12 protein-coding genes are annotated in these 11,733 nt (G+C 67.0%); 5 read left to right on the plus strand and 7 right to left on the minus strand.

The window, feature by feature from the left end; translation table 11 throughout:
* Positions 1–44 precede the first annotated feature (44 nt).
* Complete coding sequence (gene dtd / locus AC5Y5B_RS13960; RefSeq protein ID WP_112633507.1) at positions 45–476, plus strand: D-aminoacyl-tRNA deacylase; 432 nt, start codon at positions 45–47, stop codon at positions 474–476.
* A 65-nt stretch (positions 477–541) separates the two neighbouring features.
* The gene (locus tag AC5Y5B_RS13965; protein ID WP_500005629.1) at positions 542–1,453 is read left to right on the plus strand and encodes a class I SAM-dependent methyltransferase; all 912 of its coding nucleotides are present in this window, start codon (positions 542–544) and stop codon (positions 1,451–1,453) included.
* A 4-nt stretch (positions 1,454–1,457) separates the two neighbouring features.
* Here AC5Y5B_RS13965 and AC5Y5B_RS13970 read toward each other — a convergent pair whose 3' ends face one another.
* The 4 genes from AC5Y5B_RS13970 to AC5Y5B_RS13985 all read right to left on the minus strand — a co-directional run bounded on the left by AC5Y5B_RS13970 (position 1,458) and on the right by AC5Y5B_RS13985 (position 7,255).
* A complete protein-coding gene (locus AC5Y5B_RS13970; RefSeq protein ID WP_500005630.1) occupies positions 1,458–2,483 on the minus strand; it encodes an alcohol dehydrogenase catalytic domain-containing protein in 1,026 nt (341 codons plus the stop codon).
* Between the two features lie 10 nt (positions 2,484–2,493).
* Entirely contained in the window at positions 2,494–4,443 is a 1,950-nt protein-coding gene (locus AC5Y5B_RS13975; RefSeq protein ID WP_112633504.1) for a flavin-containing monooxygenase, read from the minus strand.
* Positions 4,444–4,569: 126 nt separating this feature from the next.
* Positions 4,570–5,844, minus strand: coding sequence for a response regulator transcription factor (locus tag AC5Y5B_RS13980; RefSeq protein WP_500005631.1), 1,275 nt, complete (start codon positions 5,842–5,844; stop codon positions 4,570–4,572).
* A 52-nt stretch (positions 5,845–5,896) separates the two neighbouring features.
* Positions 5,897–7,255, minus strand: coding sequence for an HNH endonuclease signature motif containing protein (locus AC5Y5B_RS13985; RefSeq protein WP_500005632.1), 1,359 nt, complete (start codon positions 7,253–7,255; stop codon positions 5,897–5,899).
* A 199-nt stretch (positions 7,256–7,454) separates the two neighbouring features.
* On the opposite strand from AC5Y5B_RS13985, the gene AC5Y5B_RS13990 reads away from it, so the two are divergent.
* Positions 7,455–7,919: a hypothetical protein gene (locus AC5Y5B_RS13990; RefSeq protein WP_112633502.1), complete on the plus strand. Its 465-nt coding sequence runs from the start codon at positions 7,455–7,457 to the stop codon at positions 7,917–7,919.
* A gap of 112 nt (positions 7,920–8,031) precedes the next feature.
* Entirely contained in the window at positions 8,032–9,162 is a 1,131-nt protein-coding gene (locus tag AC5Y5B_RS13995) for a nitronate monooxygenase (protein WP_112633501.1), read from the plus strand.
* Between the two features lie 16 nt (positions 9,163–9,178).
* Here AC5Y5B_RS13995 and AC5Y5B_RS14000 read toward each other — a convergent pair whose 3' ends face one another.
* The 3 genes from AC5Y5B_RS14000 to AC5Y5B_RS14010 all read right to left on the minus strand — a co-directional run bounded on the left by AC5Y5B_RS14000 (position 9,179) and on the right by AC5Y5B_RS14010 (position 10,184).
* Positions 9,179–9,400 (minus strand): Rv1893 family protein, encoded by a 222-nt coding sequence (locus AC5Y5B_RS14000; protein WP_112633500.1) that lies wholly within the window; start codon positions 9,398–9,400, stop codon positions 9,179–9,181.
* Between the two features lie 89 nt (positions 9,401–9,489).
* The gene (locus tag AC5Y5B_RS14005; protein ID WP_112633499.1) at positions 9,490–9,780 is read right to left on the minus strand and encodes a hypothetical protein; all 291 of its coding nucleotides are present in this window, start codon (positions 9,778–9,780) and stop codon (positions 9,490–9,492) included.
* A gap of 5 nt (positions 9,781–9,785) precedes the next feature.
* Positions 9,786–10,184: a hypothetical protein gene (locus AC5Y5B_RS14010; RefSeq protein WP_112633498.1), complete on the minus strand. Its 399-nt coding sequence runs from the start codon at positions 10,182–10,184 to the stop codon at positions 9,786–9,788.
* Positions 10,185–10,432: 248 nt separating this feature from the next.
* Here AC5Y5B_RS14010 and AC5Y5B_RS14015 point away from each other — a divergent pair, with 248 nt between their 5' ends.
* Positions 10,433–11,731, plus strand: coding sequence for a cytochrome P450 (locus tag AC5Y5B_RS14015; RefSeq protein ID WP_500005633.1), 1,299 nt, complete (start codon positions 10,433–10,435; stop codon positions 11,729–11,731).
* The last annotated feature ends 2 nt before the right edge of the window (positions 11,732–11,733 follow it).

Genomic DNA, 11,733 nt, shown 5'->3' on the forward strand with positions numbered 1-11,733 from the left:
GCGTACCCAAGATTCACCGGGCCGGTCTGGCACCATCGAGGCCCATGCGGGTGTTGGTGCAACGGGTCGCCTCGGCAACGGTCTCGGTGGAGGGCGCGGTGGTCGGCGCCATCCGTCCTGCAGGCCAGGGCCTGCTGGCGTTCGTCGGTGTCACCCATGGCGACGACGCCGACACGGCGCGCCGGCTCGCCGAGAAGCTATGGCAGCTAAGGATTCTGGCCGACGAGCGTTCCGCGGCCGATGTCAACGCACCCGTCTTGGTCGTGAGCCAGTTCACGCTGTACGCCGACACCGCCAAGGGCCGCCGCCCGTCGTGGAACGCGGCCGCCCCGGGAGTGGTCGCCGAGCCGCTGGTGGCGGAGTTCGCCGAGGCGTTGCGGCGGCTGGGCGCCGAGGTGCAGACCGGGGTGTTCGGTGCGAACATGCAGGTCGAGTTGGTCAACGACGGGCCCGTCACGGTGTTCTTGGAGCTGTGAGCCGGCCCCCGCGGGTACCGTGGACACGGCGGTTCGTCACGGCCGGCGCCGACGGGAGGGCAACCATGAGCACCACACCCGAATTCGGGTCGCTCCGTTCCGACGACGACAAGTGGGACATCGTCAGCAGCGTGGGATACACGGCCTTGCTCGTCGCGGGATGGCGTGCCCTGCACGCAGTGAGCCCGCGGCCGTTGGTGCGCGACGAATACGCGGAAGTGTTCATCGCCGCGTCGCGGGACCCGTATCTGGCGGGTGTCCTTGCCAACCCGGGCACCTCCGACGACGAGACGGCCTTCCCGCGCCTCTACGGAGTTCAGACCCGGTTCTTCGACGACTTCTTCGAGGAGGCCGCCGCGGCGGGCATCCGGCAGGCGGTGATCGTCGCCGCCGGGCTGGACTCGCGCGCGTATCGGCTCCAATGGCCGCAAGACACACGGGTTTTCGAAGTCGACCTGCCGAAGGTCCTCGAATTCAAGTCCCGGGTCCTAGCGGAGCAGGGCGCGACCCCGAAGGCCCGTCGGATCGAGGTCGCCGCCGATCTGCGCACCGACTGGTCGCGGCCGTTGGAAGCGGCCGGGTTTGACGTCGAGATCCCGAGCGCCTGGTCGGTGGAGGGGCTGCTCCCCTACCTCACCGACGAGGCGCAGCACGCGCTCTTCACCCGGATCAGCGGGCTCAGCGCGCCGGGCAGCCGGATCGCCATCGGTGCGTTGGGATCGCGGCTGGACCACGACCAACTCAACGCCCTGGAGACGAACCACCCCGGCGTGAACGTGTCTGGGAATGTGGACTTTTCGGCCCTCACCTATGAACCCCAGTCGGACCCCGCGGAGTGGCTCAGCGCGCACGACTGGGCCGTGGCACCCGTCCGTAACACGCTCGACCTTCAGGCCGGCTACGGCATGACCCCGCCGGACGTCGACGTCAAGATCGACAGCTTCATGCGGTCGCAGTACATCACGGCGACCCGGTGACGACCTAGGGCCTGAGCAGGATCTTCACGTCGTCGCCCGATCGCGACTCCGCGGTGGCATAACCCTTGGCCGCGTCGTCCAACGGCATTGTGGTGGTGAAGATGCCGTCGACGTCGAGCCGGCCCGACTGCAGCAGCGGAATCAATTCCGGCCAGGTGCGCTGCACGGGCGCCGTGGTGAACCGCACCGTCGTGCTGCGGATCAGGCACCCCAGCGCGTTGAGCGGAAACGGATTCATGTCGTGCACGCCGACGACCGAAACCGTGCCGCCGGGCCGGACGGCGTTGATCGCGTCGGTCAGGGAGGCGTCCGTGGCGACGGCGTCGATCACCGCGTCGACGCCGCGGCCTGCGGTCGCGGCCAGGATCGCCTCGAGCGCCGGCACTTTGAGGGGCGTCGCGCCCCATCGGGCGGCACGCTGCAGGCGGCCATCGACCTGATCGACCGCGAAAACCGTTGCCGCACCCTGAAACAGCGCACTGCGCAGCGAGCACAGGCCGACCGCACCCAGGCCGAACACCGCCACTGTGCCACCCGAGGGAATATCGGCCCGCTGCGCCGCGGCCCAGCCGGTGGCCAGGTTGTCGGTGAGCAGCAGCGCCTGCTCGGTGCTGATGCCCTCGGGCATCTTGAGCAGCTGGAAGTCCGCGGCGGGCACGGCGAGCAGATCGGCCTGCGCGCCGCCGAGCACGCCGCCGCCGAAGATCTGAAATCCGGAGTGACACATCACCGGATCGCGGGTGGCGCATCCCGCGCATGCGCCGCAGCCGGTGACCGAGGAGACCATCACCTGATCGCCGACCTTGACGTTGCGCACCTGCGGTCCGGCTTCCACGACGGTGCCGATGGCTTCGTGACCGAGCGCGATCGGGTCCGGCATCGGAAAGTCGGCCTCGTAGAAGTGCAGGTCGGATCCGCAGATGCCGGCGGCGCTCACCTCGATGATCGCTCCGTCGGGCCCCGGAAGGGCCGGATCGGGCCGGGTGTCCACCCGAATGCTGCGGGGACCGTCGACGACTACGGTGCGCATGTTGACGTGCTCACTTTCCCTGTCGCGCCGAATCTTTGGTCCGGACGACAAACTGTGACCAATCGGGCTCGCGCACCGCCGACCAGTATTCGTTGAGGCGCCAGGGGCTCACCGTGTGGATCTCCCCGTCGGCGTTCTTGAAATACGAGTGCTTGACCGCCGGATGCGACCACACCATCTTCTTGATCTGGGTCTGCGTCCGCCGGTGCCAATCCGTGGCGGCTTCGGGTTTCGGTTCGAGGGAATGCACGCCGGTTTCGGCCAGTCGCGCCAGGCACTGGTCCACGTAGCGCATCTGCAGCTCGGACTGGAAGATCAGGCTGCCGCCGTGGGCCAGGTGGGTTCCCGGGCCGTAGACGATGAAGAAGTTCGGGAACTGCGGGACCGTGATGCCCAGGTAGGCATACGGCCGGCTCCCCCACATCTCGTGCAGATCGGTGCCGCCGCGGCCGGTGACCTTCAGCGGCCAGAGCACGTCGGTGTGCCGAAACCCGGTGGCGTACACGATGACATCGACGTCATGAGCCACGCCGTCAGTGGTGACGATGCCGCGCGGGGTGATCTTGTCGATGGGTGTGCGGACCAATTCGACGTTGTCGCGCTGCAGCGTTCGCAGCCAGCTGCCGTTGTCCTGCAGGGTGCGTTTGCCGCAGGCGGGATAGTCCGGCATCACTTTGGTCAACAACTCGGAATCCTCGCCGACCTGACTGGTGATCCATTGCGAGAACATCATGTGCGCGGCGGCGTTGATGTCGCTGACGGCGTGCTCCTGGTCGGCGTAACCCGGGTCGCCCTCGGCCGCATCGAGGCCCTTGTCCGAGCCGGGCCAGAGCACGAGGAACCGATACCACCTGCCGTAGAACGGCAGGTGACGCATCGCCCAGCGCACCCCGTCGCCGACCTCGTCGTGATACATCGGGTTCGGGAACATCCACTGCGCGGTGCGCTGGAACACGGTGAGGTGCTCCACGTCCTCGGCGATCGCGGGGGCGATCTGGAAGCCGCTGGCGCCGGCGCCGACGAGCGCGACCCGCTTGCCTTTCAGGTCTACCGAATGATCCCAGGCTGCCGAGTGGAATGAGGGCCCCGCGAAGGTGTCCGCGCCGTCGAAGGCGGGGATGTTCGGACGGTTCAGTTGCCCCACGGCGGTGATGAGCGCGCGGGCGCGCACGGTGGTCGTCTGGCCGTCGGACGAGCGCAGCGAAACGCTCCACGCGCCGTCGTCGTCGTTCCATTCGGCCGCGAGAACCTCGGTTCGCCAGCGCACATGCTCGGCCAGGTCGTGTTTGTCGATGACCTTGGTGAAGTAGTCCTGCAGCTCGCATTGCTCGGCGAAGAAATGCGTCCAGTCGTTGTTGGGTTCGAAGCTGTAGCAATAGAAGTGGTTCGCCACATCCACCCGGGCGCCGGGATAGCTGTTCTCCCACCAGGTTCCGCCGGGACCCGCGTTCTTCTCGACGATGGTGAACGGAATGTTGGCCTGCTTGAGGCGCACACCGGCCAGGATGCCGGATTCGCCGCACCCCACGACCAGGACCGGAAGTTCGGCGGCGCGCTCGGCGGGCAGCGCGGCCGGTCGCCGGGGGTCGACGCCGTCGAGATCGAGCTCTTCGGAGACCAGTGGCAAGTAGTCGTCGGGCACGTGTTCACAAGCCGCCCAGTCCATCATCTCCCTGATGAGTTCGGGGCTCAGCGGCTGCGGTTCGGGGCAGCCGCGGTCCCGGTACTCGGTGATCACCGACAGGGCCTCGGCCCGGGCCCGCGCCTTGTCGTCCTCCGACATGAAGCCCTGGACCTCGTTGAGGAAGATGCCCATCTGCTTGAAGTCGCGGATGAATCGTGGGTCGCCGGTGATGTGAACGAGCGAGAGCAGCAGCGTGGGGATGCTGACATCCTCTAGCGCGGCTGCGATCTCGGGTGTGGACGTGGTGAAGGGATCGCCGGCGTAGCGGCTACGCATCACGGGAGATCCTCTCGGTGGCTTGGAAGCCAATTACGCTACGCGTAGTTTCGTAATTGGCAGCACTACGGTACCCGGTCGCTCGGTACTGGATCAAGGGATGCGCCACTACGAATCGTCGGGGGGTCAGGTGCGTTGAGCCGCTTCCCGGGCGAGTTGCACGCGCGAGGATAGCCCGAGCTTCGCGTAGACGTGGGTGAGGTGGGTTTGCACGGTGCGCGGCGAGACGAACAGTCGCTTCGCGATGTCGGCGTTGCCCAGGCCTTCGCTGACCAGCTCCACCACTTGCCGTTCGGTCGACGTGAGCGAACCCCAGCCGCTGGTCGGTCGCTTACGCACACCGCGGCCGCGCTGGGCGTAGGCGATCGCCTCGTCGGTGGACAGGGCCGCACCCTCTGCCCACGCGGAGTCAAAAGCCTTCGCCTCCATGGCATCACGCAGTGCGGCGACCGAGGACTGGTAGCCGCTATCCCAGATCTTGAATCGGACTTCGCCACTGCGCTGCCGGATTGTCTCTGCCGCGCCGAACAGCCGTGCGGCCTGGGGACGATCGGCGGTCAAGGCGGCGAGGCACTCCAAATTGTCGGCGATCCCCAGGTAAGCCCCCGCTTCTACCCCGCACGTAATGGCCGCGCGGACATCGCTTTCGGCTGGCTCTGGCTCGCCTTGCGCCATCGCCACTCGCGCACGCGTGGCCAGCGCCCACATCGAGTACCAGCCCGAGGCGGTCGTTACCGCTCCGTCTGCCGCGCGGCGCGCCGTGAGTAGATCTCCGTAAGCCAATGCCGCCTGCGCACTGAACGTCCGTGCCACGGCGCCCAACCCCGGAATGACACTCATCCCGTATCTGTAGGCCGCATCCGTCGCATCCCGTGCGGTCGCAGCATCGCCCGAGGCCAAAGCCGCCATGCTCAACGCCGTGTACGCGATGCCGGCGAAAAGACTCCCAAACTCGTCGGCGCCGTCTACCGCCTGGTCTGCGGCAGCCCTCGCCGCGTCGACGTCGCCCTGGCACGCCAGCGCCATACCCTGGCCGGCGAGCCCCAATTTCTGGAAGTTCGCATAGTGACCTGCTTCGGCCACCGCACTGGCGGCACGGAAATTTCCGATGGCCCGAGCGACATCGCCGCGCCCTAGTTCCGCCAGTCCGAGGCACCAATGGCACCGCACCAGGCCGGCACGGTAGCCGATCGCCTCGGAAAGCTCACAGCCCTCCTCGGCGACCGCGCGCGCCGCGGTGAGGTCGCCGGTCGTCACGGTCACGAGCGCCTCGATGCTGAGGATGTGGCCCAGCCGCAACCGGTCGCCGAGAGCGCGGGACAAGGCGCGCACCCGCGCCGGTAGCTGAATTTCAAGCGGTGTGGGCAAGACCCGGTTGGCGATCGACGCGTAGCAAAACATCGGCGTATTCGCGCAGATTAACTCCGGTTGGACGCGTATCTCCCGTTAGCCGCTATGGATCGCCTTCGTCGTCGGACAGGAGTTTTTCGGGGTGATGGAAGGTGTTGGTGCGGAGTTGGTCGTGGTCGAGGTGTGGTGGTGGGATCCATTCGGTGTCGCCGTGGGTGTTTGTGCGGGTGGTCCAGCCGTGGTTGAGGAGGCGGTGGTGGGGGCCGCAGGCCAGGGTGAGTTGGTTGATGTCGGTGCGGTGGGTGTGGGCCCAGTCGGTGACGTGGTGGACTTCGCAGTAGTAGCCGGCGACGTCGCAGCCGGGATGGGTGCAGCCGCGGTCGTGGGCGTGTAGGACGATGCGTTGCCCGGGTGAGGCCAGGCGTTTGGTGTGATAGAGCGCTAGGGCGGTGCCGTGGTCGAAGATCGCCAGGTAGTGGTGGGCGTGGCGGGCCAGGCGGATGACGTCGGACATGGGTAGCAGGGTGCCGGCGGCGGTGAGGCCGGTGCCGGTGGTTGATTCGAGGGCGGCCAGGGTGGTGGTGACGATGATCGTTGCCGGTAAGCCGTTGTGCTGTCCGAGTTTTCCGCTGGCCAGGACCGCGCGTAGGGCGGCGTTGAGGCCGTCGTGGTTGCGTTGGGCCGCACTGCGGGTGTCGCGTTGGATCGCGTCTTCGGGGGGTGGACCGTCGACGAGGGGCTGTTGGTCGTCGGGGTTGGCCATGCCGGGGGCGGCCAGTTTGGCCAGTACCGCCTCGAGGGTGGCGCGGGCTTCGGGGGTGAGCCAGCCGCTGAGCCGTGACATGCCGTCGGTCTGCTGGTGGCCGAGCATCAGTGCGCGCATGCGGGCGCGGTCGGTGTCGGTGTAGGTGCCGTCGGGGTTGAGGCAGTCCATCAGGCGCCGGGCCAGTGTGGCGAGCTGGTCGGGGCGGAATTGGGTGGCCTTGGTGGCTAGTTGTTGTTCGGCGTGCGTAGAGGTGTCGAGGTCGACGGCCTCGGGCAGCTGGTGAAAGAACCGCCGGATCACTGCCACGTGGTCGGCCCCGATGGCTCCGGTGCGTTGGGCTGCCGCGGTGGCGGGCAGCAGCGGCGCTAGCGGTTCACCGGTCAGTGCGCGGCGCGGGCCCAGCTCGGCGGCCTCGGCGATGCGCCGGCTGGCCTCCGCGCGGGTGATGTGCAGCCGATCGGCCAACGCCCAGGACAGCTTGCCGCCCAACTCGGCCGGATCCGCTTGCTGGCCAATCTGATTGATCAACTGGTGGCCGAGAGCCTGCATGCGACGCACCTCGCGTTCGAGCGTTCCCAACAGCCCCAACCGCTCCGGAGTGGTCAACGCCTCGTACGAATGGTCCTGGAAGCGGGAGATGGCGGCGCGCAACGCCTCGACATCGTCCCGAAGCTCCTCGCCATCAATCGAACGCATGTTCGAATACTAGGCCCCGACACCGACAAGAAAGGCCACTCCGAAACCACTGAAACAGAAGTGGCACAAGTGATTCCATGCGGGGAGCGACCCAACGCTGCGCCGGTCCCCCGCCGCCTATTGCGCCGCCGAGAACAATGGGTCCAAGTGGCAGCCGCGGTGCGGTGCACAGTTCCGGGATGGATCAGAGGTGAGTGCCATGGCCTCGTTGCTCACGGCCTGCAGCGGGTTCCTGCTCGCCGTCTTGTGGATGGACTTGATCTTCGACGTCCAGGTTCTTCGCTACCGAAAGGCCGCGACCGACCTGCCTGAGGCCGTGCTCGCGTCCATCGCGGCGTATTACCACCGCGCGACCACCACGTCTCGGCCGATGAGCCGGTTGATCGCGCTCGTCATGCTCACCCTGCTCGGAACGCTGGTCCTGCAGGCCGCGCGGGGGCACGATCCCGGTTGGCTGCTGGTGACGTCGGCCGCGCTGGCCGGCATCCCGACGATGCTGGCGCTGACGCACACGGTTCCGGATGCGGTGCAACTCGGGCACCGCGACGACAGTCCGCCCGAGCAGACGCGCCTGGCGCGCTCGGTCTGCCGCGACCATCTGCTCAGCGCCGCCTGCATGCTCGCCTTTCTCGTCCTGTGGGTGGCGAACAGCGCCGCGATCTGACGGCGGTGACGGGTCGTAGTCACAAGGCGCAGGTCAGGACCCGCTGGCCACGTCAGTGCGCTACGTACTAAACTAGAACACGTTCCAATTCGGCGAGCTTCCAGGAGTTGTAATGCACACCCCTATCTGCGACGAACTCGGCATCGAGTTCCCGATTTTCGCCTTCACCCACTGCCGCGACGTCGTCGTGGCGGTCAGCAAGGCCGGGGGGTTCGGCGTGCTCGGGGCGGTCGGCTTCACGCCCGAGCAGCTGGAGATCGAACTCAACTGGATTGACGAGAACATCGGCGACCACCCCTACGGCGTCGACATCGTGATCCCGAACAAGTACGAAGGCATGGACTCCCATCTGTCCGCGGAGGAGCTTGCCGACACGCTGCGCAAGATGGTGCCGCAGGAGCACCTTGACTTCGGCAAGAAGATCCTCGCCGACCACGGTGTGCCGGTCGAGGAAAGCGACGGCGACAGCTTGCAGCTCCTCGGTTGGACCGAGGCGACGGCCACGCCCCAGGTCGAGGTGGCGCTCAAGCACCCGAAGGTGAAGATGATCGCCAACGCGCTGGGCACCCCGCCGGCCGACATGATCAAGCACATCCACGAGGCCGGGCTCAAGGTCGCCGCGCTGTGCGGCTCCCCCTCGCAGGCACGCAAGCACGCCGACGCGGGCGTCGACATCATCATCGCCCAGGGCGGCGAGGCCGGCGGGCACTGCGGTGAGGTGGGCTCGATCGTGCTGTGGCCGCAGGTCGTCAAGGAGGTCGCCCCGGTTCCGGTGCTGGCCGCCGGCGGCATCGGCAGCGGTGAGCAGATCGCGGCGGCGCTGGCGCTGGGCGCGCAGGGCGCGTGGACCGGATCGCAGTGGTTGATGGTCGAGGAGTCCTCGAACACCCCGGTTCAGCAGCAGGCCTACGTCAAGGCCGGCAGCCGCGACACCGTCCGCAGCCGCTCGTTCACCGGCAAGCCGGCCCGCATGCTGCGCAACGACTGGACCGAGGCGTGGGAGGCCCCGGAGAACCCCAAGCCGCTCGGAATGCCGTTGCAGTACATGGTCTCCGGCATGGCCGTGCGGGCCACCAACAGGTACCCGAACGAATCCGTCGACGTGGCATTCAACCCGGTCGGCCAGGTGGTCGGGCAGTTCACCAAGGTGGAGAAGACCTCAACGGTCATCGAGCGCTGGGTGCAGGAGTACCTGGAGGCCACCAACCGGCTGGACGAACTGAACGAGGCTGCCTCCGTTTAACGCGGAGGCGGCGCGCCTAGACGTCGTCAGCTTCGTCGCGGCCGGTGAACACTTCCTTCGTCCGGTCCACCGCGTACGTGCCGATGTCGATCGAATTCTGGACGATGCCGCTGGCGCCGCCGGCGAGGTCGCCGCGGATGATGTCGCTCGCGTGTTCGACGATGTCGGAGGCTTTTTCGACGGCGTTGGTAGCGATGTCCCTGACCGCGTCGACTGCATCCCTGGCATTGAAGGCCATCTCGAGTCTCCTTTTGTTGCGGGATGGTTGCTACGACTCTAGACGGGGTCGCGCGGCATTTCTCCGCGGGCGCCGACGCCCGTCCAGGCCTAGTAGTGCACCAAGCTGCGCCAGTAGTCTTCGGGAATTTCGGCCCCGGAGCGCAATATTCGGGCCAGTCCGACCGCCATCGCGATGCCCAGCAATCCTAGCCAGAGTCCGGCCACCGCGATGACACCCCACAGCACGGCGGTGACGGTCGGCCAGGGCGAGAGCACCGCCAGCACCGGCGCGAAGAAGAAGCCGGTCCCGATGTACCAGGCCGAGCCGGCCCGGTCGGACGCCAGCACCAAACGCAGCCAGCGTGGAATCGGATGCTGAGCCGGCGGGCGGTCGGCCATGGTCGTTACTCGGACGGCGGGAAGAACCCTGCGCCGGTGAACCAGCCCTCTTGCCATCCTTGAGGTCCCAAGCACAGCATCGGAAGTCCGCGGTCCGACTGCGCCGCGCTCTGCGGGCCGGGGCACTTGGCGCCGGCCTGCTGGACTCCGTACAGCGGATACGACGCCACCCAATACCCGGTGGTCGCCGCCGGGAACTGGTTGGGGGGCGGGAAGTGACAGGCCTCGGCCTGGCCGCTGGGCCCACGTCCGAAGATGAAGCGCTCGTAGTTGTCGCACGGCGCACCCAGCGAAGCCTGATAGTTCATGCCCGGCACGTCGCCGTCATAGCCGGCGGCCGCGCTCGGTGCCAAGCCGATGGTGATGCCCGCTATCGAAGCGGCGCTGAGCAGTTGCCGAATCATGTCCTACCCCGCCTGTCGTCGCCGGTGACCTGCACCAAAGCATATCGGTCGGACCGTCGGCCACAAGACCGTTCCGGCGTGCGGGCCCGATCGGCGGCGGCCGGCGCGCTACAGGGCGCGAAACGCCGGGTGAGGAACACGTTCCAATTCGCGCCCGGCGATCTTGCGTCAATGCTTCCCAACCAAGGTGCGGCAGTGGTTTCCTTGCACAAGGACGACTAGACCACTTCGTCATCGAGGAGCGGGCCATGCCAACCGTCGAGCCAACCGCCAAGCCGGTCCCCAATCTGCCCCCCGGATTCGACTTCACCGACCCGGACATCCACGCCGAGCGGCTGCCCGTCGAAGAACTGACCGAACTCCGCCGCACAGCGCCGATCTGGTGGAACGAACAGCCCAACGGGGTGGGCGGATTCGATGACGGCGGCTTCTGGGTGGTCTCCAAGCACAAGGACGTCAAAGAGATTTCGCGGCGCAGCGACGTCTTCTCCAGCCTGCAGAACACGGCGCTGCCCCGGTACAAGGAGGGCACGGTGCGCGAACAGCGCGACACCGGCAAGTTCGTGTTGCTCAACATGGACGCCCCGCAGCACACCCACCTGCGCAAGATCATCTCCCGCGGCTTCACACCGCGCGCCGTCGAGCTGCTGCGCGACGATTTGAAGCAGCGCGCGCGTCAGATCGTCGAGAAGGCGGCCGCTGCCGGTTCCGGCGACTTCGTCGAGCAGGTGTCCTGTGAGCTTCCGCTGCAGGCGATCGCCGGACTGCTGGGCGTGCCGCAGGAAGACCGCATGAAGCTCTTCCACTGGTCGAATGAAATGGTGGGTGACCAGGATCCGGAATTCGCCCGCAACGACGCGATGGGTGCCTCGGTCGAACTGATCACCTACGCCATGCAGATGGCCGCCGACCGGGCGCAGAACCCCGGGGAAGACATCGTCACCAAGTTGATTCAGGCCGACGTCGACGGACACAAGCTCTCCGACGACGAGTTCGGCTTCTTCGTCATCCTGCTGGCCGTGGCCGGCAACGAGACCACCCGCAACTCCATCACGCAGGGCATGATGGCCTTCACCGACTTCCCCGACCAATGGGAACTGTACAAACGGGAGCGTCCCGTCACCACGGCCGACGAGATCGTCCGGTGGGCCACCCCGGTCACCTCGTTCCAGCGGACCGCCCTGGAGGACTACGAGCTGTCGGGCGTGCAGATCAAAAAGGGTCAGCGCGTCGTAATGGTCTACCGCTCAGCCAATTTCGACGAGGACGTGTTCGACGACCCGTTCACCTTCAACATCCTGCGCGACCCCAACCCGCATGTGGGCTTCGGTGGCACCGGCGCGCACTACTGCATCGGGGCCAACCTCGCGCGGATGACTATCGACCTGATGTTCAACGCGATCGCCGATGCCATGCCCGACCTGGAATCGGTCGGCAAGCCCGAACGGCTGCGGTCGGGATGGCTCAATGGAATCAAGCACTGGCAGGTCGACTACCACACCAACGGCGCTCAGAAATGTCCTGTCGCACATCAGGCCCAGGGGTGACA

It is taken from the genome of Mycobacterium sp. NGS33 (genome assembly GCF_059812885.1).